This window comes from Curtobacterium sp. TXMA1 (assembly GCF_020162095.1).
GTDB lineage: Bacteria > Actinomycetota > Actinomycetes > Actinomycetales > Microbacteriaceae > Curtobacterium.
The window spans coordinates 2843531-2867881 of record NZ_CP083910.1 but is presented as its reverse complement, the minus strand read 5'-3'; the positions used below and the strand labels follow the sequence as shown (position 1 = coordinate 2867881).

Sequence of the window (24351 nt, the reverse complement as noted above, 5' to 3'; positions counted from 1 at the left end):
GGAGGCGCGGGTCATCAGGTAATACCGAGACGCTATGCAGTCGCATAGCCTGTACCTATGGCTCGCGTCGCGAACGACATCACCCTGCAGCAGCTGCGGTACTTCATCGAGGTCGCCTCCGAAGGGTCGATCAGCGCGGCCGCCGACCTGCTCTACGTCTCGCAGCCGACCATGTCGGCCGCGATGAAGGACCTGGAGGCACGCATCGGCCGGCCCCTCTTCACCCGCTCGGCGCGTGGAGTCGTGCTCACCGTCGACGGGGTCGAGTTCCTCGGGTACGCCCGGCAGGTCGTCGAACAGGTCTCGCTGCTGGAGCAGCGGTACGTCGGGCGCCAGGCCTCGCGCCGGCTGCTCGGGGTGTCCGCGCAGCACTACTCCTTCGCCGTCGAGGCCTTCGTCCGGATGGTCGAGGGCGCCGACGCCGACCAGTACGAGTTCTCGCTGCGCGAGACCCGCACGTGGGACATCATCGAGGACGTCCGGACGCTGCGGAGCGAACTCGGGATCCTGTACCGCAACGACTTCAACCGGCAGGTCCTCGGCAAGCTGATGCGGGACGCCGGAGTGGTGTTCACGCCGCTGTTCGTCGCGCAGCCGCACATCTTCGTCGCCCGGCGGAACCCGCTGGCCTCCCAGGAGCGGGCGACGCTCGACGACCTCGCCGAGCTGCCGCGGCTGACGTTCGACCAGGGCGCGAACAACTCCTTCTACCTAGCCGAGGAGATCCTGTCGACGATGTCGAGCAAGCGGGAGATCCGGGTGTCGGACCGGGCGACGATCTTCAACCTGATGATCGGTCTGGGCGGGTACACGATCTCGACCGGGCTCATCAGCGACGACCTCGACCCGGAGATCGTCGCCATCCCGCTCGACGTCGACGAGCAGATCGAGATCGGGTGGATCGCGCACTCGTCGGTGCCCCTGACCGAGCAGGCGCAGACGTACCTGGAGGAGTTGCGGGCGGTGGTCGTCAGCTACGGGGTCGAGCCGCTCGGCTGAACCCGCGCGACCGGCGTGGTCAGCGCGCCCCTCGGCTCGACCGTCGTCGCCGCCGCACCACGTGGCCGACCAGCGCGACCGCGCCCAGCACCACCCCCGCGGCCCCGAGCAGCTGCCCGAGGACGAACGCCCCGGCAGCGCCGAAGTCGAAGTCGCCCGGCGTCGGCTCGAGCAGCTGGTGCGACCCCACGACGAGGAGCACGAAGCCACCGGCCAACAGAGTGGTGCTCACCACGTGGAGTGTGCGCATCGGATCGGTCTCCGTCCTCGGTTCTTCACCCGTCGGCCGAGCGTACCGCGGCCGGCGGCGCCCCCGAGACGGAGGCAGAGCGCCTCTTGACTACGTAGTCACAATCATGGTTGTCTTGCTCCCACACCCGCCCGACGGGTGCCGACCCGACGCAGCGAAGGAGCTGGCACATGAGTGACACCGCCCCCGTGCGTCGCCTCCGCCCCGCGTCGATGACGGACGTCGCCGCCCTCGCCGGTGTCTCGCAGAAGACCGTCTCCCGCGTGGTCAACGGCGAACCCCACGTCACCGACGCCGTCCGCACCAGGGTCGAGGCCGCCATCGCCGAGCTCGGCTTCCGCCCGAACGCCGCCGCACGGTCGCTGAAGTCCCAGCGCTCCCGCCGCGTCGGCCTCGTCACGATCGGCACCGACCTGTACGGCCCGACGGCGATGCTGACCGGCGTCGAGCAGGCCTGCCGCTCGAACGGCTACGCCCTGTCGATCGTGCGCACGGTGACGGCGTCCGCAGCCGAGCTCCAGCCCGCGGTCGACTCGCTCGTCGAACAGGGCGTCGAGGCGATCGTGCTCTCCGAGCCGGTGGAGAACCAGATGGACCAGCTCCGGATGCCCCGGGGTGCCACGATCCTGACGCTCGGCCCGCCCGACGTCGCCGACCGCGAGAACACCCTGGCCGTCGGGCTCGACGAGAGCGGGGCCGCGTTCGCCGCGACGGACCACCTGCTGGCGCTCGGGCACGAGACCGTGTGGCACATCGCGGGCCCGGCGAACTGGACGTCGAGCGTGCGTCGCGAGCAGGGGTGGCGCGCCGCCCTGCAGGACGCGGGAGTCGCCGAGCACGCGCCGGTCGAGGGGGACTGGTCGCCGCAGAGCGGCCACGACGCGATGCGTGCGCTGCTCACCCGCCCGGACGTCACCGCGGTCTTCGTCGCGAACGACCAGATGGCGGTCGGCGCGATGCACGCCATCCAGCAGGCTGGTCTCTCGGTGCCGCAGGACGTCAGCATCGTCGGCTTCGACGACATGCCGATCGCCGCGTTCCTCCCGACGCCGCTGACCACCATCCGTCAGGACTTCGCCGAGTCGACCCGACTCGCGATGCACCGCCTGTTCCGCACCCTCGACGGCCACCCGCCCGCCGAGCGGCACCGGATGCTCCCGGGACAGCTGATCACGCGCGCCACCAGCGCGCCGCCGTCTCCGACGCGGCGTCACCTCCGCCCCACCGACTGACCCCGGACGGGAGGCGCGGCTCGCGTCCGTCCCGTGCGTGAGCGCTCACACGCGCTCGCCACCCACCCACCGGCCACCCGACGACGACGTCAGGAGTCAACACGTGACCCCAGTACCAACGCGACCTCCCGGAACGGCGGAGGCCGTGCCTCCCGGCCGTGGCGGCCACCGAGCACCCAGCCGACGCGACCTGCTCCGCTGGGGTGCAGCCGCCGGCGGTGCCTTCGCACTGAGCGGGCTGCTCGCCGCCTGCTCACCGCAGTCCACCGCCGCGGTCCGCTCGGGCCGGGCCGACCTGTCCTTCTGGACCCACGACCCCGGCTACGAGAAGTTCTTCACCCAGGCGCTCCCGGTCGCCGACCGGGGGTCCCGCTTCGACTACGCCCTCGACATCACCACCATCGCGGCGGCGGACATCCCGACGAAGCTCATCGCGCAGGCGGTCGCGGGGACGGGGACGCCGGACGTGGCCGGCCTCGAGATCGGCGCGTTCTGCCGCATGCTCCGCGGCGACATCGCGAAGGAGCTCCTGAGCGACCTGTCGTCCTCGGTCGCGTCGAAGCGGGACGACCTGATCAGCGCCCGTCTCACGCCGTTCTCGAAGGACGGGCGGCTGTACGCACTCGACTCGGACACCCCCCTGTGCGTCTACTACCACCGCGCCGACCGCTTCCGGGAGCTCGGGATCCCCGACGACCTGGCGACGTGGGAGGAGACGATGTCGGTCGGCGCGAAGCTGCACGAGAGCAAGGGCGTCTCGCTGCACGCGGTCGCCGTCACCGACCCCGGCGGCACGCTGCAGAGCTACCAGATCCTGCTGCTCCAGCGCGGCGGCGACCTGTACGACGAGTCCGGCGACATCGCGATCCAGACACCCGAGGCCGAGCGCACCCTGCAGTTCCTGGTCGACGGCGTGCAGTCCGGTGCGATCGCCACGGTCGCCGACATGTACGGGCCGAGCCTGCAGTCCGGGCTCAAGGGCGGGACGATCCTGGCCGTCGACATGCCCTCCTGGTACGCGAGCTACGGCATCAAGCCGAACGTGCCCGAGCAGGCGGGGAAGTGGCGGGTCCGCAACCTGCCGCGGTTCGCCGGCGGCGGGAGCACGACGAGCGTCGGCGGCGGGACCGGCTTCGCGGTGCTCCGCGACAAGCCCCTCACACAGGCCGGCATCGACCTCGTGCTCGCCGCGTACCTCGACCCCGACCAGCAGGTGAAGCGGTACGAGGACCTCGGGTACCTGCCGACGCTCCGCTCCGTGTACGACGACCCGAGGCTCGCGGCACTGAGCGACCCGTACTTCGGCGGGCAGCAGCTGTTCGGCGTCTACAAGTCGGTCGTCGACGAGGTGCCCTCGCAGCACCAGAGCGCGAACGCCGCGATCCTGCAGACCGTGCTGAGCGGCTACCTCATCAAGGCCTACAAGGGCCAGATCTCCCCGAAGCAGGCGCTCGACGCCGCTGCGGCCGACTTCCGCGGTCAGACCCGCGCCTGAGGAGGACCTTCGTTGTCCACATCCACCGCCACCGGCATCCCGGTGTCCGCCTCACCCGCCGCCGCAGACCCTCCGGGGAAGCGGCGTCGGCTCAACACGAACGGCGGCAGCGCCCCATACCTGTTCATCGCGCCGTTCTACGTGCTGTACGCCCTGTTCATGATCGTGCCGGTACTCGCCGCCGTGTACCTGTCGCTCACCGAGTGGGTGGGCCTCGGGACGCCGGACTGGATCGGGCTGCGGAACTACGCGAACCTGTTCCGGGACACGAGCTTCGGCACGGCTCTGGTGAACTCGCTGATCTACACGCTCGTCGCGGTGTTCGTCATCGTGCCCGTGTCGCTCCTCGTCGCGCAGGCGCTGAACGCGAAGGGGCTCCGAGCGCGGGACCTGTTCCGCGTGACGTTCTTCATCCCGATGGTGCTGTCGCCGATCGTCATCGCGCTCATCTACAGCCTGGTGTTCGACACGAACTACGGCCTGCTGAACGCCACGCTCAAGGCGCTGTTCGGGCTGCCCGGCACCGACTGGCTCGGCGACCCCGTGCTCGCCAAGGTCGCGATCGGCTTCGTGCTCCTCTGGCGCACGGTCGGGTACCTGACGATCTTCTTCCTCGCCGCGCTGCAGAACGTCTCGCCGGAGCAGTACGAGGCTGCATCGCTCGACGGGGCCGGCACCGTCCGGAAGTTCACGAACGTCACCCTGCCGGCGATCCGCCCGGTCACCGCGTTCGTCGTCGTGACGTCGTTCATCAGTGCCGCGCAGCTGTTCGACGAGCCCTACCTGCTCACGAAGGGCGGCCCGGGCGAAGCGACGCTCTCCGTCGCCATGTTCATCTACCGCGCCGCATTCGAGCGGCAGCAGTTCGGCTACGCGGCCGCGGCCGGCGTCGTCCTGTTCGTCGTCGTCTTCGGCGTCAGCCAGATCCTCAACCGCGCACTCGCCATCGGGAGGGACGCATGACCGCCACCGTCACCGAGGCCGTGACCACCAGGGGCAGCGCACGACGCCCCCGGTCCGGCCCGCCGCGCACGCCCGGGTGGATCGCCCGCCGCGGCCTGCTCTACGTCACGCTCGTCGTGCTGCTGCTCGTGTTCGTGTTCCCGCTGCTCTGGGCGCTGTCCGGCTCGTTCAAGCGCCGCGGCGACATCTTCTCGACACCGCCCACGCTCATCCCGAGCCCGGCGACCGGCGAGAACTACGTCAACCTGCTGACCACGCAGCCGTTCTGGGCCTGGTTCGGCATCAGCGTCGGTACCGCCGTGATCGCCACCGTCGTGTCGGTCTTCGTCTGCGCGATGGCCGGGTACGGGTTCGCGAAGTTCCGGTTCCGCGGCAAGCGGGTCCTGTTCGCGGTGATGTTCTCGTCGCTGTCGGTCCCGTTCGCGGTGATCCTCGTGCCGCTCTTCATCCTCGTGGTGAAGTCGGGGCTCGCGAACCCCTGGTTCTCGCTGATCGTGCCGTGGGTCGCGCCGGCGTTCGGGATCTTCATGATGCAGCAGTTCATCACCCAGTCGATCCCCGACGAGATCATCGAGGCCGCCCGCATCGACGGCAACTCGGAGTTCGGGACCTTCCGCCGCGTCGTGCTCCCGCTGCTCCGGCCGTCGCTCGGGGCGCTCGCGGTCTGGAGCTTCCTGCAGAGCTACAACTCGTTCCTCTGGCCGCTCGTGCTCGTGTCGAACTCCGACCAGTACACGCTGCCGCTCGGGCTGAACGCGATCTTCGCATCCGAGAACCGGTCGTACGACCTCGTGCTCGCCGGCGCCGTGCTGGCGAGCGTGCCGACCATCCTCGTGTTCCTGCTCCTCCGCAAGCAGCTGCTCGACGGCCTGACCGCGGGGGCGGTCAAGGGATGAGCGGCCCCGCGCCCGGACGGGCCGATCACGGCACCGCCACCGACCGCACGACCACCACGAACGGAGCACCTCGCACCATGCAGCACGACCGCGTCCTCTTCGGCGCCGCGTACTACCACGAGTACCAGCCCACCCCTCGGCTCGACGAGGACATGCGCCTCATGCAGGAGGCCGGCTTCACGGTGATCCGGGTCGGCGAGTCCGTCTGGAGCACCTGGGAGCCGGAGAACGGCCGGTTCGAGCTCGAGTGGCTCGCACCCGTGCTCGACGCCGCGCACGAGCACGGCATCAGCGTGATCCTCGGCACCCCGACCTACGCACTGCCGATGTGGCTCGCCCGCATCGTGCCCGAGGTGAACGTGCGACGCCGGACCGCGGGGGAGCCGATGGGCTGGGGTGCTCGCCAGGAGATCGACCACGCCCACCCCGCCTTCCTGTTCCACGCCGAGCGGGTCATCCGGAAGATCGCCGCCCGGTACGCCGAGCACCCGGCCGTCATCGGGTACCAGGTCGACAACGAGCCCGGCAACGAGCTCATCGCCAACCCCGAGGTGTTCCAGCGCTTCGTCGACCACCTCCGCCACACCTACGGCAGCGTCGAGCGGATCAACGAGGAGTGGGGGCTGACCTACTGGTCCCACCGCCTGTCGACCTGGGCGGACCTCTGGACGCCGGACGGCAACGTGCAACCGCAGTACGACCTGGCCTGGCATCGATTCCAGGCCTCGCTCACCACCGACTTCATCGCTTGGCAGGCGGAGATCGTGCGCGAGTACGCCCGTGAGGACCAGTTCGTCACCACCTGCATCTCGTACGAGCGACCGACCGTCGAGGACGACGCTCTCACCCGGGCACTCGACGTCACGGCGGGCAACCCGTACTACCGGATGCAGGACGCCCTCGAGCTGCCGAACACCGACGAGGCGCCGCAGTACTGGACGTCCTCCGGCGCGTGGTCGGTCGTCGCGACCGGTGACCGGATGTACGGGTCGAAGCAGGCCCCCTTCCTGGTGACCGAGACGAACGCGCAGGCGATCGGCTTCTCGTGGATGAACGAACCCGCCTACGAGGGCCAGTGGCGGCAGGCGGCCTGGGCGCTGGTCTCACGCGGCGCATCGATGATCGAGTACTGGCACTGGCACACGCTGCACTTCGGCGTCGAGACCTACTGGGGCGGGATCCTGCCGCACTCGCAGCAGCCGGGGCGCACCTACCAGGAGATCGCCCGCATCGGCGCCGAGTTCCGGCTCGCGGGAGACCGGGTCGCCGGGCTCCGGCCGCACGCCGACGTCGCCCTGCTGTTCTCGAACGAGTCCAAGTGGGCGCTGAACGAGCACCCCGCGCTCGGCGACGGTGCGGAGCCCGACCGACGCTCGTGGCAGACCGTGTACGACGCGTTCGCCCGCGGGGTGTTCGAGGCCGGTCTGCAGGCGAACACCGTGCACCCGTCGCAGGTGTTCCACCGCGATCCCGCCACGGTCGCCGCGGAGCGCCCGGTGCTCGTGGCAGCGGCGTTCACCATCGCGACGGACGCCCAGCTGCGGTGGCTCGCGGACTACGCCGAGGCCGGCGGACACCTCGTCGTCGGCATCCGCACCGGGTACGAGGACGAGGAGGCCCGCGCCCGGCTCGAGCGCAAGCCGGCCTTCCTCGACGTCGCCGCCGGGGTGCACTACGACGAGTTCAGCAACCTCGGCCGGCGTGTGCCGGTGTCCGCAGGTGCCGCCGCCGCTGACCACGGCTTCACGGTGCCGACCGGAGCGACGGCGACGCGCTGGGCGGACGGGTTGCTCGTCGACGACGCCGACGTGCTCGTCGACTACGACCACCCGCACCACGGTCGGTTCGCCGCCGTGACCACCCGCACGCACGGTGCCGGACGGGTGACCTACGTCGGGACGGTGCCGGACCCGGCGCTCGCCGCCGCCGTCGTGGGGTGGGCGGTCGAGCACGGGAACGGCACGACGGCCTGGCTGCCGCAGACGGAGACGCAGTCGGTCCAGACCGCCGACAACGCCCGGGGCGAGACCGTGCACGTCGTCCACAACTGGTCGTGGACACCCAGCACGTTCACGCTGCCGGTCGACGCGGACGACGTCCTCGACGGCACGGCGCTCGCGGCGGGATCCCAGCTGTCGCTCAGGGCCTGGGACGTGCGGGTGGTGGCCGTCCGGTAGACGCGACCTCGGGACGGACGGGAGGCGCGGTGCCGGCTGGCACCGCGCCTCCGGACCGTCAGCAGGCCGCGTTCAAAGCCCGACGCTGCCCTGCGAGATCCCGCCGTCGATCGTGACCGTGGTGCTCGTCATGTAGGCAGCCTTGCCCGACGCCAGGAACACGACGACCTCGGCGATCTCGTGCGGCTTCGCCGGGCGGCCGAGCGGGATCGCGTCGTCGAGCTGTCGCAGCTTGTCCGGGTCGGAGGTCGTCGCCGTGTTGATCGGGGTGTCGACTGCGCCGGGAGCGATGTTCACGATCCGGACGCCGTGCGGCCCGAGTTCCACACCGCCGCTCCGGGCGAGCATCCGCATGCCGCCCTTCGAGACGCAGTAGGCCAGGTTGCCGGGCATCGGCCAGTCCTCGTGCACGCTCGAGATGTTGAGCACGAGTCCGCCGTTCCCCTGCGCGATGAACTGCTTCGCCGCCGCCTGCGTCCCGAAGAACGCGCTCTTCATGTTGACGGCCATGACCTTGTCGTAGCCCTCCTCGGTCTCCTCGAGCAGGGACTTCCGGTCCTCGATGCCGGCGTTGTTGACGAGGACGTCGAGCGAGCCGAACGCGTCGACGGCCTTCTGCACCATCGCGTGCAGGTCGGATGCGCTGGTGATGTCGGCGTCGACCCCGACCGCGTGCCCGCCGGCCTCCTCGATGCGGTGGATCAGCGAGTCCGTCGCCTCGGGGTGCGCGACGTAGTCGATGACGATGTTCGCGCCCTCGGCGGCCGCGGCGAGGCAGATCTGCTCACCGATCCCGCTGTTCCCGCCGGTGACGACGATGGTCTTGCCCTCGAGCAGCATGGTTCCTCCTGTGGGTCCGGTGCTGCCCACGGTGCTCCGATGTCGCTCCGGTGGTCCGGCGGATCGGCTGAGGCCTCGTGCAGCCTCGTGCGGCCCCGGGCAGGTGTCGGGCGGGTCGTCAGGAGGGGACGCTGGTCCCGCGCAGCGGCGCGGGGTCGGGTGCCTGGTCCGCCTGCACCGCGAACTGGGTCCGGTGCAGTTCCTCGTAGCGCCCGCCGGCTGCCAGGAGTTCCTCGTGCGTGCCGCGCTCGACGACGGAGCCGTCCTCGACGACCAGGATGAGGTCCGCGCTCCTGATCGTCGAGAGCCGGTGCGCGATCACCATCGCCGTCCGGCCGTCGAGTGCCTCGCTCAGGGCCGCCTGCACGGCGGCCTCGGACGTCGAGTCGAGCGCCGCGGTCGCCTCGTCCAGGATCACGACGCGGGGCTGCGCGAGCAGGAGCCGTGCGATCGTCATGCGCTGGCGCTCGCCGCCGGACAGCCGGTAGCCGCGCTCGCCGACCATGGTGTCGAGCTGGTCGGGCAACGACCGGATGAGGGGTTCCAGGCGTGCTCGCCGCACGGCGTCCCAGACCTCGTCGTCGGTGGCCTCGGGCCGGGCCAGGCGCAGGTTGGCGCCGATCGTCTCGTGGAACAGGTGCCCGTCCTGGGTCACCATGCCCATCGTGTGGCGGAGTGACTCGAAGGTGACGTCGCGGACGTCCGTGCCCGCGAGACGGACCGCGCCGCTGTCGACGTCGTACAGGCGGGAGAGCAGCTGCGCGATCGTGGACTTGCCGGCGCCGGAGGACCCGACCAGGGCCACGGTCTGCCCGGGCTCGATCCGGAACGAGACACCGTGCAGCACCTCGTCGCCGCCGCGGGTGTCGAGCGTGGAGACCTCCTCCAGCGAGGCGAGCGAGACCTTGTCAGCGGACGGGTACGCGAACCGGACGTCGTCGAACTCGACCGCGACGGGGCCGTCGGGCAGGGTGACCGCGTCCGGCTTCTCCTGGATGAGCGGTCGCAGGTCGAGCACCTCGAAGACGCGCTCGAAGCTCACGACGGCGCTCATGATCTCGACCCGGGCGTTCGCCAGGCTGGTGAGCGGCGCGTAGAGGCGGGTGAGCAGGAGCGCGAGGGTCACGACGTCACCGGTGTTCAGCTGCCCGCCGAGGGCGAGCGTGCCGCCCAGGCCGTAGACCAACGCGAGGGCGAGCGCCGAGACGAGCATGAGCGCGGTGACGAAGACGAACTGCAGCATCGCCGTGCGGACGCCGATGTCCCGCACGCGGGCGGCACGGATCCGGAACTCCTCGGCCTCGTCGTCGGGGCGGCCGAACAGCTTGACGAGCGTGGCGCCGGGCGCCGAGAACCGCTCGGTCATCTGCGTGCTCATCGCGGAGTTGTGGTCGGCGGCCTCGCGGCGGAGGGCGGCGAGACGGCTGCCCATCCGGCGCGCGGGGACGAGGAAGACCGGCAGCATGACGACGGCGATGACCGTCACCAGCCACGAGGTGCTGAGCATGACGACCAGCGTCAGCACGAGCGCGACGACGTTCGTGACGACGCCCGAGAGCGTGCCGCTGAAGGCCTGCTGCGCGCCGATCACGTCGTTGTTGAGCCGGCTGACGAGGGCCCCGGTGCGGGTGCGGGTGAAGAACGCGATCGGCATCTTCTGCACGTGGTTGAACACCGCGGTCCGGAGGTCGAGGATCACGCCCTCGCCGATCCGCGCCGAGTACCAGCGGGTCAGGAGCGACGAGGCGGCGTCGGCGACGGCCACGAGCGCGATGACCACGGCGAGCCAGACGATCGTCGACACGGCGCCGCGGGCAGCGATGACGTCGACGACCTGGCCGGCGAGCACCGGGGTCGCGACGGCGAGGAACGCGCCGACGACCGACAGTGCGATGAAGACGACGAGCTGCGCCCGGTACGGCACGGCGAACGTCATGATCCGCCGGAGGGACTCTCGGGAGAAGCCCCGCCCGGCGTCCTTCGCTGACGAGATCTTGTACAGCGAGCTCCAGGCCGCGCCCTCCATGCTCATGCGGCCAGGATACGTCGGGACCACCGACGCCCCGCGCCCCGGTCTGCCACCATCGGGTCATGCCCTCCGACGACCGTCCCCTCGAGCGCCTCGGCTTCCTGACCATCGGCTCGTTCGACCCCGCGCGTCCCGCCGTCGGCCACGAGGAGACGCTCGGCGTGATCGAGCGCGCCGAGACCCTCGGCTTCGACAGCGCCTGGCTCCGGCACCGCCACCTGCAGTACGGCATCTCGTCACCCGTGGCGATCCTGGCCGCCGCCTCGCAGCGCACGTCGCGGATCGCCCTCGGCACCGCGGTCACCCCGATCGGTGCCGAGAACCCGTTCCGCCTCGCCGAGGACCTCGGCACCGTCGACGTCCTGCTCGGCGGCCGACTGCAGCCCGGCTTCTCGGTCGGGACGCCCATGCACTACGACCTGTACCGCGACGCGATCCACCCGGACACCGCCGAGCACGAGGACCTCGGCAACGACCGGCTGCTGCGCTTCCGCGACCTCGTGCGCGGCGACGCCGTGACTGCGGTCGCCCAACGCCGGGGGATCGAGGAGTTCGCCACGACCGTGCAGCCGCAGAGCCGCGGGCTCGCCGACCGGATCTGGTACGGGACCGGCAGCACGCGGTCCGCGGTGTGGGCGGCCGAGAACGGCTTCCACCTGCTCACCTCGAGCGTGACCCGGAGCGAGGTCGGCACCGACTTCGCGACGAACCAGCGCGCCCAGGTCGAGGCCTACCTCGACGCGCACCCGGACCCCGCTGCAGCGCGGGTGTCGCAGGGCCTCGTCGTCATCCCGACCGACTCGGCGACGCCGGAGCAGGTCACGCGCTACCGGGCCTACGCCGAGGCACGGGTCGGCCGGGTCGGGGTGCCGCAGGGGCCCGGGAAGCTGCTGTTCGCCGCCGACCTCGTCGGGAGCTCGGCCGAGATCGCGGACCGACTCCGCGCGGACGCCGGGTACCAGGTGGCGACGGAGGTGGCCTTCGCGCTGCCGTTCTCGTTCGCGCCCGACGACTACGCGCAGATCATCGAGGACATGGCCGGGCGGCTGGGTCCCGAGCTCGGCTGGACGCCGGCCACCGGCGACCGGTGACCGCCAGCGCCCGCTGACCACCAGGGCCCGGCCAGTCCCGGCTGGCAGGTTGGACGGGTGCACACCACCATCGACTCCGCGACCGAGGTCGTCTCCGGCATCCGCTTCCCCGAGGGCAACCGCTGGCACGACGGCCGGCTCTGGTACTCCGACATGCACACGGGTGAGGTCTTCTCGGTCGACCCCGGTGCTCCGGGCGCGGAGCCGCGCCTCGAGACGACCATCGACGGGCAGTCGTCGGGCCTCGGGTGGCTCGCCGACGGCCGGCTGATCGTCAGTGCCATGAACGCGCGGACGATCCAGGTCGTCCGTCCCGACGGCACGAACGAGCCCTTCGCCGACCTGTCGTCGATCGAGCCGTCGCTCCTGAACGACCTGGTCGTCGACGAGGTCACCGGTCGGACCTACGTCGGCGCGTTCGGCTACGACCTGTACGGCGGCGAGGAACTCCGTCCCGGCCCGCTGTACGTCGTCGAGCCGGACGGCTCGGCCCGGCTCGCCGCGGACGGCCTGGTGTTCCCGAACAGTGCGAACGTGCTCCCCGGTACCCGGACCCTGGTCGTCAGCGAGACCTGGGGTGGCCGCCTGACGGCGTTCGACATCGAGCCGGACGGCTCGCTCACCGGCCGCCGCGAGTGGGCAGCACTGCCCGAGGGCGTCACGCCGGACGGCAGCACCGTCGACGCCGAGGGGGCGATCTGGGTCTGCTCGGTCGACACGGGGGAGTTCCTCCGCGTCGTCGAGGGCGGCGAGGTCACCGACCGCGTCGACGCCCCGGGGCTCTGCGCGATCGACTGCGCGCTCGGTGGCGAGGACGGCCGCACCCTCTACCTGGCCACCGCGGACAGCTACGACCCGGCCACCACGGCGCGCACGCGCGCCGGCCGGATCAGCGCGGTCCGCGTCACCGTCCCCGGGCCGTGACCACGCGACCGACCTGAGCGGTCGACAGTGGGGAACAGCGACCGCGGGGAACAGTCGACAGCAGGGAGCAGTCGTCGGACGGGAGGCGCGGTGCGGGCCGGTGCCGGGCCTCCCGTCCGACGGCACCCGCGCGATCAGGGCGTGGTGAGTCGTGCGCGCAACCGTGCGCGCAGGTCGTCGTCGGCACCGACCGCGGCGAACGCCGCGTCCACGTCGGCGGCGACGTCCTCGACGATCGGCGTGACCGTGGCGAGCCAGTCGGTCACCTGCTCGGCGTCCCACGACGCCTGCCGGTCGCCCGGCGCGTGTGTCCCGGTGCCCGCCATCGCCCGGACGGAGGCCGCGTAGTCCTCGGCGACCGAGGTCGGTGGCACCCCGGCGTCCGCGAGCAGCAGCGTGCTGACCATCCCCGTGCGGTCGCGTCCCGCGCTGCAGTGCACGAGCACCCCGGCCGGCGCGTCGGCGACCGCGCGCAGGGCTCCGAGCACCAGGTGGGGCAGGATCCGCCAGTTGTGCCGCCAGTACTCGGGGGAGTCGAGGATCGGGAGGCAGACCTCGCGGAACTCCGGGTCGTCCTGGTCCTCCGTCGGGGCCGAGACGACGGTGATCCCGGTCAGGGCGTCCGGAGCGACGAACGGATCGCCGTCACGACGACCCACCTCGTCGGCGCAGCGCAGGTCGACGACGGAGCGGAGACCCCAGGCGCGGGCGTCCTGCCACCCGCGATCGGTCAGCAGTTCGCGGCGCGGACCGCGTGCGACCCGTCCGAACTGCGTCGCGCCCGTCGGCGACAGCGGCGTCGGGAGCCCACCGAGGTCGCGCACGTTCCGGTAGCCGTCCCACTCGAGTTCGCGCACCCTGCCACCGTACGACGCGTCTGTCCGTTCGACGCGTCCCCCCCGGACGGGGGGAAACCGAGAGTGCGCTGCATGTCTACCGTGAAGCACAACCGCGGGTGACACCCGTCACCGCACCGACCGGAACCACGACCCGGTCCTCGCACACAAGGAGAGACCACATGTCCAGCGCAGCATCACCCCGTACCGGTTTCGCTTCGACCCTCGTCCAGAAGGGCGCCCTGCTCTTCGGGATCGTCTTCCTCATCGTCGGCATCGCCGGCTTCATCCCCGGCCTGACCATGGACATGGGCACGCTGTCCTTCGCGGGCAACAGCTCGATGGCCATGCTCCTCGGCCTGTTCCAGGTGTCCGTGCTCCACAACATCGTGCACCTGCTGTTCGGCATCGTCGGCCTGCTCGCCGCCCGTTCGGCCGCGGGTTCGCGCTCGTACCTGCTCGTCGGCGGCATCATCTACGCCGTCCTGTTCGTGTTCGGCCTCTTCGTCGCGAACATGGCCGGTGCGGCGAACTTCGTCCCGCTGAACAGCGCCGACAACGTGCTGCACGCACTGCTCGCCGTCGCGATGATCCTGCTCGGTGTGCTCCTGCCCCGCGCCGGTCGCACCGCGCGCTGACCCACCCCGTCCAGCGCTGACGGGAGCGCGTCGGTCCTCGGACCGGCGCGCTCCTGTCGTGTGCCAGGCGTCAGTCCAGCGACCGGCGCCGGCGGTGCCGCAGCGTCAGCAGGACACCGGTCGTGAGCAGTGCCGCCGCCAGCAGGCCGAGCGGCACGACGTCCGCACCGGTCCAGGCGAGCGGTCCGCCGCGGCGGTCCGACGTCGCACCGGTGGTCGGAGCGCCGCCGGCTCCGTCGGCGACGGTCCCGCCGGCACCGGGCACGGTGCTCGGGGTGCCCGCGCCCGGATCGGCGACGGGGCCGGCACCACCGGGGGTGCCGTCGCCGGGCGTCGGTCCCGTCGTCGGCGGGACCGTCACGGCCACGCTGCTGAAGCGCACGACCGTGCGCTGGGTGACGGGGCGCTCGTCGACGGGCACGGAGAGCGTCCGCGTGTCAGCGTCGTACGACCAGCCCGAGGCCGGGACGGCCCGTCCGTCGACGGTGACCGAGCGCGGCAGGTCGGTGTCCGTGAACGTCGCCGTCCACGACCGGTCCCGGACCTGTCCCGTGAAGGACCCGTCTGCCGGGGCGATGTCGAGCGTCCCGCCGGTCGACTGCTGCGTGTACCGGACGGCGGTCGAAGCGCTGTCCGCCGCCGCAGCTGCGGACGCCCGGACGGTGGGGGCTGCGTCGGCCCCGGTGTCCTCGTACAGGTCGAAGGACCCGTCCGCACCAGACGCCACCGTCAGCGTGACCGCGTCGAGCGGCGCCGCGTCGTTCCGCACGTGGTGGGATCGCGTCGGCACGATGCCGCCGCTCCGGACGAACACCGGCATGGCGTCGAGACCCGTCGTCACGTCGGCGGAGGTGCCGCCGGCGTACGTCCGCCCGGTGAACCAGTCGGTCCAGGAGCTGCCGGCGGGGAACCACACGGAGCGGGTGGCGGTCCCGGAGGCGTCGTTCGCGGTCGTCACCGGGGCGACGAGCACGTCCGGCCCGTACAGGTACTCCGACCCGGCCTCGGCGTAGGACTCCTGCGCCTCCGGGTACTGCAGGTACAGGGGCTGCACGATAGGCTCGCCCGTCGCGGTGGCCCGGGCGGCGAGCGTGTACGTCAGCGGGAGCAGGTCCTCGCGGAGGTCCAGGAACTGCTTCGCCGACGCGTTCGCCGCCGCCGGGTACTGCCAGGGCAGCCGGTCGCTGTGGTTGCTGTGCAGGCGGTCGATCGGCTGGAACGTCCCGAGCTGCACCCATCGGGCGTAGAGGTCCTCGGGCAGCTGGGTCGTGCCCGGCTCCGCTCCCGCGATGCCGTACTGCGCGCCGTTGTGGCCGCCGATGTCGTGGCTGATCGCGGCCAGCCCTGTCGCCGCGGACTCACCGGGCGTGTACCCGACCTCGGCCAGCAGCATGTCCCACGACGAGGTCGTGTCCCCGGTGAAGTGCACCGTCGTGCGCTTGTCCGCCCACGGACCGGTCGGGACCGCCTGCGGGTTGCCGTAGCCGCCCGCGGTCAGCGAGCCGTACGCCCGCGAGAACGCGAAGCCGCGCCCGTCCAGGGCCTCGTCCACGTGCCGGGCGTACTGCTCGTTGATGAACGCGTCCGGGGTGACGCCGTTCGCCGAGTACCGCGAGCGTTCGCTGCAGCACCAGTCGAGCCACCACGTGTCGACGCCCTCGGGCTGCAGCGACTCGTGCAGCTCGAAGTACGCGCGCAACTGGTCGGGATCGGACCAGTCGAACAGGTACCGGTCCCCGTCGCCCTTGGTGAGCTTCCCCTTCGCGGTGGCCTGGGCCCGGGCGAACTCCGGGTCCTGGCTCGAGATCGTCGGGTGGATGTTGAGGGTGTTGTGGATGCCCTCGGCGTGCCAGTCGCTGAGCAACTGCGTCATGTCGGGGATCCTGGCCGGGTCGACCGACCAGCCGTCCCACTTGCTGTCGTCCTGGTTCGTGGTGCTGCCGGTCTTGTAGTCGGTGTCGATCGCCATGACGTCGACGGGCACCCGCTCGTCCGCGAACCGCTTCGCGATCGCCTCGTAGTCGGCCTGCGAGCGGTCGTAGTACTCCGAGTACCAGACGCCGTACGCCCACCGGGGGAGCAGCTTCGTCGGGCCGGTCAGGACCGCGAGTTCCCGGAGTGCGTGCCGGAAGTCGGTGCCGTAGCCGAAGACGTAGCCGTCCTGGTACGGCTCGCCGCCGTGGTCGCTCGCGGGGGCGACGTCGCCGGCCGCCTGGTCGTACCCGGCCGAGGCGCTGTCGTCGAGCAGCGACCAGCCGTCCTGGTAGAGCAGCCCGGGGTTCGTCTTCACCAGGCCGTCCGCGGTGTCGAGGTCACGCCGGTAGCCGCCGAGCGGAGCGTGCGCGGCGAGCAGGGGCGCGTCGGCGGCGACCACCGCGACCGTGTCCAGGTTCACGTTGCAGTTGCCCGCCGTCGTCGGGCAGCCGAGCACGACGTCGTTCGTCCCCGCGGCGAGGTGCACCGGGATGCTGACGGTGGTCCAGGAGTCCCAGCTGCTCGTGGTCGGGAGGTCGGCTGTCGTGGCCGTGCGTCCGGTCGGCGCGACCGTCAGCGTCGGGATCTTCCGTGAACCGTTGGCGTAGCGCACCTGCAGGGCGTAGTCGCCGGCGGCCGGGACACCCGTGACGTGCGCGGTGGCGCGGGCGTCGGCGCGTTCGAACCCGGCGACGAACCCGGTTCCGGCGAAGCCGTTGTGGTCCGTGGCCACGGTGGCGGGAGCGTCGAGGGCCGCGTCCTCCGCCTGGCACACCACGCCGAAGGCGCAGTCCTCGCCGACGGCCGTGGCCGTGGGAGCGGGGTAGGCAGCACCGGTCGGCACCAGGGCGAGGCTGTCGACGTTCACCTGACCGGAGTCGTCCGCGGTCCGCTCGATGCGCACGGTGTGCTCGCCGGCCCCGAGGTCGAGCGGTGTCGCGGTCGTCGTGCGCCAGTCGTCCCAGTTCGCACCCGGGGCGAGGCTGATCGTCTGCGCCGCTCGGTCGTCGACCGTGACGGTGAGCGTCCGGGTCGTGACCCTGCCGTCGCCGCCCTGGTTGTTCGCGTAGCGGAGCAGCAGGTCGACCGGCCCCGCCGTCGCCGTGGTGGTGCGGAAGGTCAGCGCGTTGCCGACGGACTCGAAGCCCGCTGCGAAGCCGGCGCCGGTGTAGTCGCCGTGGTCCGTGGCCAGCGACAGGCCGCTGAGCCCGAGCGACTCGGCCTCGCAGAGCGCGCCGACCGCGCACGACGGACTCGGGGTGGTCACCCAGGGTGTGCCGGTGACGTGCTGGCCGGTGGGCAGGGTGAGGCTCGTCTGCAGGGTGTCCTGCGTGAAGGGCCCGGAGCCCTCCCGGTAGCGGACCACCATCGATCCGGTGTCGATGGTCAGCCACCCGTCCTGCTCGGTCTTCGTGAACCGCGTGGGCGCGAAGTCGTCGCGACCGACGACGTTGAAGGTGCTGCCGTCGGTGAACCGGGAGTCCCCGGCGTACTCGGTGCGGATCAGGGTGGGGGAGAGCACTTCGAACCGGGCCTGCCCGGAGACGACAGTGCGTGCGGCTGCGGGGTCCGCGGTGGCGGGCAGGGTCGCGATGCCGAGCATGCCCAGTGCGGTCGCGGCGACGACGGCCGAGGACAGCGCACGCCGCCGCCCTCGGGGTCGCAGGGAGAGTGGTCGCAAGTGTGTGCTCCTCGTGGACGTCGTCGTCCATCGGGCCGTGCTCCGGCCGGTACCAGCGGGACCGCCCGATCGACGCCCCCGTTCTACAACGCTGTAGACCATAGGGGTTCGTTGGCCCCCGAGGAAGGGTCATCATCGACGAGGCTCGTTCTGTGGCCTGCTCCGGTCGCGGTCCGCGACCGTACGCCGGACGAGAGGCTGGCGGCGGGCGGCGCCGTGCAGGCCGTGACCGTGCGCCGGACGGGAGGCTCGCGGCGAGCAGGCACCGAGCCTCCCGTCCGGTGGGTGGTGCTCGGCCTACCCGCGGTGCCAGGATTCCGTCAGCACCGGTCCGCCGACCGGGCGCTCGGATCGGCGAGGGAGACGGACATGGCCGGAGTGTTCAGCGACGCGGAGCGCGCCGCGATGCAGCAGGCGGCGGAGGAACGGAAGGCGACGCGCGGGCTGAAGGGCGCTGCGAAGCGCGAGGCCGAGCGCGAGGCCTGCACCGCGGCCATCGAGGCGCTCGAGGGCTTCGACCAGACGCTGGCGTCGCGGTACCACGTGCTCGTGACCGAGGTCGCTCCGGAGCTCGACCCGAAGACGTGGTACGGGTTCCCGTCCTACGCACGGGACGGCAAGGTCGTCACGTTCGTGCAGCCGGCGTCGAAGTTCGGGGCGCGGTACGCCACCGTCGGCTTCCAGGAGGACGCCAGGCTCGACGACGGGCCGATGTGGGCGACCTCGTTCGCCGTGGTCGAGTGGACCGACGAGGTCGAGCAGCGACTGCGCGAGCTGGTGGGCCGGGCTGCCGGCTGACGTCCCTGCGCCCGCCGGTGCAGCGGCGCCCGCCGGTGCCGCCGTGCCCGCCGCTGCCGCGGTGCCGACCGACGCTGCGGTGCCCGCTGACCCCGCCGGGCGTCACTCGTAGCGGAGCGCGGCGACCGGGGCAGCGCGCACGGCCCGTGCTGCCGGGCCGAGTGCCGCGGCGAGCCCGGTGCCGGCGGCGCCCACCACGACGACGACCACGAGCCAGGCCGGCACGACCGGGGCGATGAGCTCCGCGCCCTTCGTCGCGCCGAGCAGCGTGTACGCGCCGGCCCAGCCGTACGCGGTGCCGAGCAGCCCGCCGAGCACGACCGCGACCGCGACGGTGATCGTCGTCTCCGCGAGGACGAGTGCACGGACCTGCTGCCTCGTCGCACCGACGATCCGCAGCAGTCCGAGCTCGCGGCCGCGCTGCGCGATCGTCAGGGCCGTCACCACGACGACCCCGGCGGCGGCGATGACCCCGGCGGCGCCGACGAGCCCCGTGAACATGACGGCCAGCTGGTCGAACTGCTCCTGGATGCCCCGGTAGTACTCGGGATCGTCCGCGGCCTGCCCCTGGAGCATCACCGAGTAGGTCGAGAACCCGACGGAGAAGGTCGCCATCAGGGTCACCGCGATGAGCAGTCCGACCGTGGCCCGGGCGGTCCGCCGCGGCGCACGGAGCGCGTTCCGCGCCGCCATCGCCGGCACGACCGACCGGGCGGACGCAGCCGCCGCGAGACGGAGCACGGCGGGCAGCAGCACCGGCGCAGCGACGACGACACCCGAGAACGACAGTGCCCCGCACGCGACCGCGAGGAGCAGGGAGTCGACGTTCGTCGCGCCGAGGACCACCGCGCCGCCGAGCCCGCCCGTGCCGAGCAGGACGAGTGAGCCCGCGGTCAGGGTGCGCCCGACCGAGCGGGTGGCACCGGCAGGAGCTTCGACCCCGGCCTCGAGCGCACGGAGCGGGGAGATCGTGAGCACGGCGCGGGAGCCGATGCGGAACGCGACGGTCGTGATGCCCGCGACGAGGAGCCCGATCGGTGCGAGTGACGGTGGCACGAGGACACCGAGCGGCGGGAGCGAACCGGACGCCGCGGCGACCGCGAGTCCGGCGTCGGCGACCACGGTCCCGACGACCGTGCCGAGGGCGGCCCCGACGAGACCGCAGGCCGCACCGGTCCGGGTGACCTGCCATCGGAGCTGCTGCCCGGTGGCGCCGAGGACGCGCTGCAGCCCGAGTGCGCGGGTGCGGCCGGCGATGACCGTCGCGCACGTGTTCGACGCCACGACGGCGCTGACGTAGAGCGCGATGCCGATGAAGACCCACGCCACGACGGGCAGGATCGCGGCGACCGTGGCGCTCGACCCCGTGCGCTCGCCGAGCTCGACGATGCGGTGGGCGGCCTCGGCGCCGGTGACGACGACGGCGCCGAGACCGGCGGACAGTGCCGCGACGCCGACGGTCGCGCGGTGCTCCCCGAGCCGGGGTGCGCGTCCCGGCGCACGACGGGGCCGCGCGGTCGTCGCGGACCTGCGGTCTGCCGCTCGGTGGCGGCCGCGCGGGCGGGACACGTCAGGACCCGCCGTCGCCCGGGTTCGGCGTCCAGGCGATCCACCGGTCGCCCTTCGACGTCATCGACCACGGGCCGCAGCGCAGCACCTCGGTCGCCCCGTACACGTCCGGCGCGTCCTCGACGTCCATCGTCGGTGCTGACTGCCGCGGGGCGGTGCTGCAGGACCCGTCGGTGACGCCGTCGGCGCTCGTGAACACCAGCGTGGTCGGGGTCGTGTCGGAGGCCTTGCCCCCGGTGCCGGCGACGGAGGTGATGTCGCGGGCGTCCGCGGGCAGCCAGTCCGGCGCCGCGTCGAGGTCGGCGCGGGTCGCGGCCTCGGAGGTCACCCGGTCGTGGGCGACGTCGCCCAGGGCGGAGCAGCCGGTGAGCGTCAGCGCGCCGAGGGCGAGCACGCCGAGGGCCAGGGGAGTGGTGATCGTGGAGCGGGGCATGTCGAGCCTTTCGTGTCAGACCCGATCACAGCGCATCCACGTCCCGTGGGGATCGGCACAGCGGAGGACCGACGTGCTCCTCCGGGATGACATCCGGTGCCGCGGCTACTCGAACATCGCCCGCAGATCTCCGTACGGGTCGCCGTCGTGCACGTGCGCCGACGGCGGTTCCGGCCAGTGCGTCGTGCCGTCGTCCGGCCAGCACGGCACGACGTGGAAGTGCAGGTGCGGCACGCTCTGCCCGGCGTCGGCTCCGGAGGCCTGCAGCAGGACGGTCCCGGTCGCGCCGAGGGCCCCGCGCATGGCGAGGCCGACCCGCCGCGCCAGTGCCGTGCAGGCCGCGAGCGAGGTGGGGTCGGCGCTGAGCAGGTCCGCGGTGTGCGCGACCGGGACGACCAGCGTGTGCCCGGGGGCGAGTGCCGACCCCGGGAGCGGGGCGAACGCGACGGCGTGCTCCTCGCGCTCCACCCAGGTCGCCGGTTCGCGGTCGGCGATGATGCTGCAGAACGTGCACGACTCCATCCCCCCAGTCTGGTGGACGGCGTCCCGTCCGTGTCCGGGGGGGACGACCCGGAGTCGTCCGCTCGGTGGACGCGGGCGCGACGGTGTCCGTCCTAGCGTGGGGTGCTCGACGACGACGGAGGAGGACGACGTGCTCGAGAACTTCGCTGGTGCCCATCTGCTGGTGCTCACGCTGCTGCTGGCCCTCGACGTGCTGGCGCTGGTGCAGGTCTGGCGCGACCGACGCCGGAGCGACGTGGTGAAGATCGTCTGGACGCTCGTGATCGTCCTCGTGCCGGTCGTCGGCGTGCTCGGGTGGGCGGTGAACTGGCTGCTGGGGAAGGCTGCGGACGGTCTGCAGCGCGCCGATCGCTGACCACCCGACCGGTCCGCCCCCCACCGGCGGGCTGTGGGCCCGGACCCGGGGGACAAGAACCGCACAGCCTGCGGATCGGTCTCGGGGCGCGGCCTAGCGTGGCATCGTCATGGCAGCCGAACACCGCAAACCCGTCGAGCCCGATGCGGCTCCCACCGTCGCGCACCACACCGCGCACCACGCCGCGACCGCCGAGCACCCGTCGGCGCCGCAGGCCGAGCAGCACCCCGACCAGGAGCAGCACCCCGACCAGCGGCAGGACTCCGACCAGCGGCAGGACTCCGACCAGCGGCAGGACTCCGGCCAGCAGAAGGGCGACGCCCCGGACCCGAATCGCTGGAAGGCGCTCGTCATCTGCCTGCTCGGTGGTGGCATCGTCCTGCTCGACGTGTCGATCGTCAACGTCGCGCTGCAGTCCATCTCGAGCGGCCTGAGCGGCGCGACCCCCGAGGCCGTCCAGTGGATCCTGTCCGGCTACGCCCTGGCCTTCGGCCTGCTGCTCGTCCCCGGCGGTCGTCTCGGTGACGCGGTGGGGCGCCGACGCATGTTCGTCGTCGGTGTCGCGTTGTTCACCCTCGCGAGCGCGCTGTGCGGCTTCGCCCCGAACGGGCTCGTGCTCGTCATCGCCCGACTGGTGCAGGGTCTGGCCGGTGGCCTGCTCACCCCGCAGGTCACCGCGCTCATTCAGCAGCTGTTCCGCGGCAAGGAACGCGGCACCGCCTTCGGTCTCTTCGGTGCGACCGTCGGCATCGCCACGGCGATCGGTCCGCTCGTGGGCGGCCTGCTCATCACGGCGTTCGGCACCGAGAACGGGTGGCGCTTCGTCTTCTTCGTGAACCTGCCCGTCGGGCTCGTCACGATCCTGCTCGCCTTCCGGTACCTGCCCACCACACCGAAGGCCGAACGAGGGCGGAAGCACGACTTCGACCCGGTCGGCATCCTGCTGCTCGGTGCCGCGGTCGTCGCGCTGCTGCTGCCGTTCGTGCAGTCCGAGCAGTGGAAGAGCAACGCGAAGTGGTGGCTCGTCGTCGCCGCCGTCGTGTTCGCCGTGCTGTTCGTGCTGTGGGAGCGCCGCTACGGCCGGGAGCACGAGCCCGTGATCGACCTCGGCCTGTTCCGTCGCCGGTCGTTCTCGCTCGGGGTCGGCCTGGCCACGGTCTACTTCGCCGGCTTCACCCCGCTCTTCTTCGTGCTGACCCTCGCGCTGCAGTCGGGCCTGCAGTACTCCGCGCTGCTCGCCGGTGTCGCGTCGGTGCCGTTCGCGATCGGCTCCGGCATCGCGTCGACGATCGGCGGTCGGATCGTGCACCGCTTCGGGCGGCAGCTCATCGTGGTCGGCACGGTGCTCGTGCTCATCGGGCTCGGCGCGGTCATCTGGGTCGTCGCGGACCACTACGGGCCGGACCTCGGCTGGTGGCTCGTGCTGCCGCTCCTGGTCGCCGGCATCGGGTCCGGCCTGACCATCTCGCCGAACCAGACGCTCACGCTCTCCGAGGTGCCGGTCCAGCAGGGCGGTTCCGCCGGCGGGCTCATCCAGGTCGGCGCGCGGGTCGGCTCGGCGATCGGCATCGCGGCCGTGGGCAGCGTGTTCTACTCGTCGCTCGCGAGCTCGAAGGGCGACTACTCGCAGGGGCTCCCGCTCGGGCTCGGGGTCTCGCTGGTGTTCGTGGCGGCGGCGCTCGTCGCCGGGATCGTCGACGTCGTGGTGGGGAAGGTCCGCGGGACGGAGGCGTCCGTCTGAGCGGGCGCGGCCGCCGCGCGGTGAGCGACGTTGCGGCTGTCGTACGACAGCCGCAACGTCGCATCAGTCGCAAGCGGTGAGCTGGCCGAGCGGAACACGACGAGATCGCTGTCGTACGACAGCGATACCGTCACAGGACCCATCGCTCGGGGGCTGGCCGACCGCGTCCCGACTCCGCTACGGTCGCGGTACGCGGCCGTGGGGTCTGCGTCGACCAGAGGGGGCACCGTGACGACGGACGAGCGCGCACAGGAGACCGGCCGACCGAGGCAACAGCCGCCGGTGGTCATCGCGGCCGTGTCGATCTGGGCCGTCGTGCTCGTCGAGCGGATCGTCGTCTTCTCGGTGATGTCCGTGCTGTCGGCGCTGCGTGAGCCCGACCTGCTCCCCGCCACGGTGGTCGCCTGGGTGCTCGGCCTCGGCATCTGCGCACTCCTCGCCTGGGCCACGCTGCTCGTGTGGCGCGGCTCCGGGACCGCGCGCGTGTGGCTCGGGGTCATGGGGGCCTTCGCCGTGGTGAACGTGGTCGTGATGGGGCTCACCGGGAGCGCGAGCTGGCTGACGCTCGAAGCGGTCGCCGTGATCGCCGCCGCCGTGCTGCTCTGGCTGCCGTCGGCACGTCCCTGGTTCCCCCGCGTCGAACGACGCCCGCGCGTGCAGGAGCCGAGGACCATCGGCTGGGACCCGCAGACCGGGGAGCGGATCACGGAGCCGCGCGAGACGGCCGACCCCCGCTGACGCCGTCGCGCTCGCGGGCGCGCCAGCGCAGCCGACCACGGCCGGCTGGCCCGCACCGCCGTCGGACGGGAGGCGCGGCGCTCGCTGGCACCGCGCCTCCCGTCCGTTCTCAACGTGCGTTCCGCGACATCGCGGCTGTCGAACGACAGCCGTCCTGTCGCAGGATGCAC

The 24351-nt window shown here is 72.1% G+C and carries 21 protein-coding genes; 13 read left to right on the top strand and 8 right to left on the bottom strand.

Annotation, left to right across the window (positions count from 1 at the left end; translation table 11 throughout):
- Positions 1 to 57 precede the first annotated feature (57 nt).
- The gene (locus LCG91_RS13525) at positions 58 to 999 is read left to right on the top strand and encodes a LysR family transcriptional regulator (RefSeq protein ID WP_224441708.1); all 942 of its coding nucleotides are present in this window, start codon (positions 58 to 60) and stop codon (positions 997 to 999) included.
- 19 nt (positions 1000 to 1018) lie between these two features.
- Here the strand turns inward: LCG91_RS13525 and LCG91_RS13520 are convergent, their stop codons facing one another.
- Entirely contained in the window at positions 1019 to 1231 is a 213-nt protein-coding gene (locus LCG91_RS13520; protein ID WP_224441707.1) for a hypothetical protein, read from the bottom strand.
- Between the two features lie 188 nt (positions 1232 to 1419).
- Here LCG91_RS13520 and LCG91_RS13515 point away from each other — a divergent pair, with 188 nt between their 5' ends.
- From LCG91_RS13515 to LCG91_RS13495, 5 genes are all read left to right on the top strand, one after another.
- A complete protein-coding gene (locus LCG91_RS13515) occupies positions 1420 to 2481 on the top strand; it encodes a LacI family DNA-binding transcriptional regulator (RefSeq protein ID WP_224441706.1) in 1062 nt (353 codons plus the stop codon).
- A gap of 145 nt (positions 2482 to 2626) precedes the next feature.
- On the top strand, positions 2627 to 3976 hold the full coding sequence (locus tag LCG91_RS13510) for an ABC transporter substrate-binding protein (protein WP_224441705.1): 1350 nt from the start codon (positions 2627 to 2629) through the stop codon (positions 3974 to 3976).
- Positions 3977 to 3988: 12 nt separating this feature from the next.
- Complete coding sequence (locus LCG91_RS13505) at positions 3989 to 4939, top strand: carbohydrate ABC transporter permease (RefSeq protein WP_224441704.1); 951 nt, start codon at positions 3989 to 3991, stop codon at positions 4937 to 4939.
- Positions 4936 to 5835, top strand: coding sequence for a carbohydrate ABC transporter permease (locus LCG91_RS13500; protein WP_224441703.1), 900 nt, complete (start codon positions 4936 to 4938; stop codon positions 5833 to 5835). Before LCG91_RS13505 ends, LCG91_RS13500 begins: the two co-directional genes overlap by 4 nt.
- A 77-nt stretch (positions 5836 to 5912) precedes the next feature.
- Positions 5913 to 8012, top strand: coding sequence for a beta-galactosidase (locus LCG91_RS13495; RefSeq protein ID WP_224441702.1), 2100 nt, complete (start codon positions 5913 to 5915; stop codon positions 8010 to 8012).
- 72 nt (positions 8013 to 8084) lie between these two features.
- Here LCG91_RS13495 and LCG91_RS13490 read toward each other — a convergent pair whose 3' ends face one another.
- Positions 8085 to 8852 carry an SDR family NAD(P)-dependent oxidoreductase gene (locus LCG91_RS13490; protein WP_058727745.1) on the bottom strand — a complete coding sequence of 256 codons (768 nt, stop codon included), beginning with the start codon at positions 8850 to 8852 and terminating at the stop codon, positions 8085 to 8087.
- A 118-nt stretch (positions 8853 to 8970) separates the two neighbouring features.
- A complete protein-coding gene (locus tag LCG91_RS13485) occupies positions 8971 to 10884 on the bottom strand; it encodes an ABC transporter ATP-binding protein (RefSeq protein ID WP_224441701.1) in 1914 nt (637 codons plus the stop codon).
- 59 nt (positions 10885 to 10943) lie between these two features.
- On the opposite strand from LCG91_RS13485, the gene LCG91_RS13480 reads away from it, so the two are divergent.
- Both LCG91_RS13480 and LCG91_RS13475 read left to right on the top strand, forming a co-directional pair.
- A complete protein-coding gene (locus LCG91_RS13480) occupies positions 10944 to 11972 on the top strand; it encodes an LLM class flavin-dependent oxidoreductase (RefSeq protein WP_224441700.1) in 1029 nt (342 codons plus the stop codon).
- A 57-nt stretch (positions 11973 to 12029) separates the two neighbouring features.
- Positions 12030 to 12896, top strand: coding sequence for an SMP-30/gluconolactonase/LRE family protein (locus tag LCG91_RS13475; protein ID WP_224441699.1), 867 nt, complete (start codon positions 12030 to 12032; stop codon positions 12894 to 12896).
- A 134-nt stretch (positions 12897 to 13030) separates the two neighbouring features.
- Here LCG91_RS13475 and LCG91_RS13470 read toward each other — a convergent pair whose 3' ends face one another.
- Complete coding sequence (locus tag LCG91_RS13470) at positions 13031 to 13753, bottom strand: tyrosine-protein phosphatase (protein ID WP_224441698.1); 723 nt, start codon at positions 13751 to 13753, stop codon at positions 13031 to 13033.
- 161 nt (positions 13754 to 13914) lie between these two features.
- On the opposite strand from LCG91_RS13470, the gene LCG91_RS13465 reads away from it, so the two are divergent.
- A complete protein-coding gene (locus LCG91_RS13465; RefSeq protein ID WP_058727750.1) occupies positions 13915 to 14370 on the top strand; it encodes a DUF4383 domain-containing protein in 456 nt (151 codons plus the stop codon).
- A 70-nt stretch (positions 14371 to 14440) separates the two neighbouring features.
- On the opposite strand, the gene LCG91_RS13460 is transcribed toward LCG91_RS13465, so the two are convergent.
- Positions 14441 to 18025: a TIM-barrel domain-containing protein gene (locus tag LCG91_RS13460; RefSeq protein ID WP_224441697.1), complete on the bottom strand. Its 3585-nt coding sequence runs from the start codon at positions 18023 to 18025 to the stop codon at positions 14441 to 14443.
- Positions 18026 to 18394: 369 nt separating this feature from the next.
- Between LCG91_RS13460 and LCG91_RS13455 the strand changes: the two genes are divergently transcribed.
- Positions 18395 to 18823 (top strand): hypothetical protein, encoded by a 429-nt coding sequence (locus tag LCG91_RS13455; protein WP_224441696.1) that lies wholly within the window; start codon positions 18395 to 18397, stop codon positions 18821 to 18823.
- 102 nt (positions 18824 to 18925) lie between these two features.
- On the opposite strand, the gene LCG91_RS13450 is transcribed toward LCG91_RS13455, so the two are convergent.
- The 3 genes from LCG91_RS13450 to LCG91_RS13440 all read right to left on the bottom strand — a co-directional run bounded on the left by LCG91_RS13450 (position 18926) and on the right by LCG91_RS13440 (position 21347).
- Positions 18926 to 20392 carry an ABC transporter permease gene (locus tag LCG91_RS13450; RefSeq protein WP_224441695.1) on the bottom strand — a complete coding sequence of 489 codons (1467 nt, stop codon included), beginning with the start codon at positions 20390 to 20392 and terminating at the stop codon, positions 18926 to 18928.
- A 1-nt stretch (position 20393) separates the two neighbouring features.
- The gene (locus LCG91_RS13445) at positions 20394 to 20825 is read right to left on the bottom strand and encodes a hypothetical protein (RefSeq protein WP_224441694.1); all 432 of its coding nucleotides are present in this window, start codon (positions 20823 to 20825) and stop codon (positions 20394 to 20396) included.
- Between the two features lie 105 nt (positions 20826 to 20930).
- Positions 20931 to 21347, bottom strand: coding sequence for an HIT family protein (locus tag LCG91_RS13440; protein ID WP_224441693.1), 417 nt, complete (start codon positions 21345 to 21347; stop codon positions 20931 to 20933).
- 130 nt (positions 21348 to 21477) lie between these two features.
- Here LCG91_RS13440 and LCG91_RS13435 point away from each other — a divergent pair, with 130 nt between their 5' ends.
- From LCG91_RS13435 to LCG91_RS13425, 3 genes are all read left to right on the top strand, one after another.
- Positions 21478 to 21702 carry a PLDc N-terminal domain-containing protein gene (locus LCG91_RS13435; RefSeq protein WP_082687473.1) on the top strand — a complete coding sequence of 75 codons (225 nt, stop codon included), beginning with the start codon at positions 21478 to 21480 and terminating at the stop codon, positions 21700 to 21702.
- 109 nt (positions 21703 to 21811) lie between these two features.
- Positions 21812 to 23443: an MFS transporter gene (locus LCG91_RS13430; RefSeq protein ID WP_224441692.1), complete on the top strand. Its 1632-nt coding sequence runs from the start codon at positions 21812 to 21814 to the stop codon at positions 23441 to 23443.
- A 228-nt stretch (positions 23444 to 23671) separates the two neighbouring features.
- The gene (locus tag LCG91_RS13425) at positions 23672 to 24181 is read left to right on the top strand and encodes a hypothetical protein (RefSeq protein WP_224441691.1); all 510 of its coding nucleotides are present in this window, start codon (positions 23672 to 23674) and stop codon (positions 24179 to 24181) included.
- Positions 24182 to 24351 lie beyond the last annotated feature (170 nt).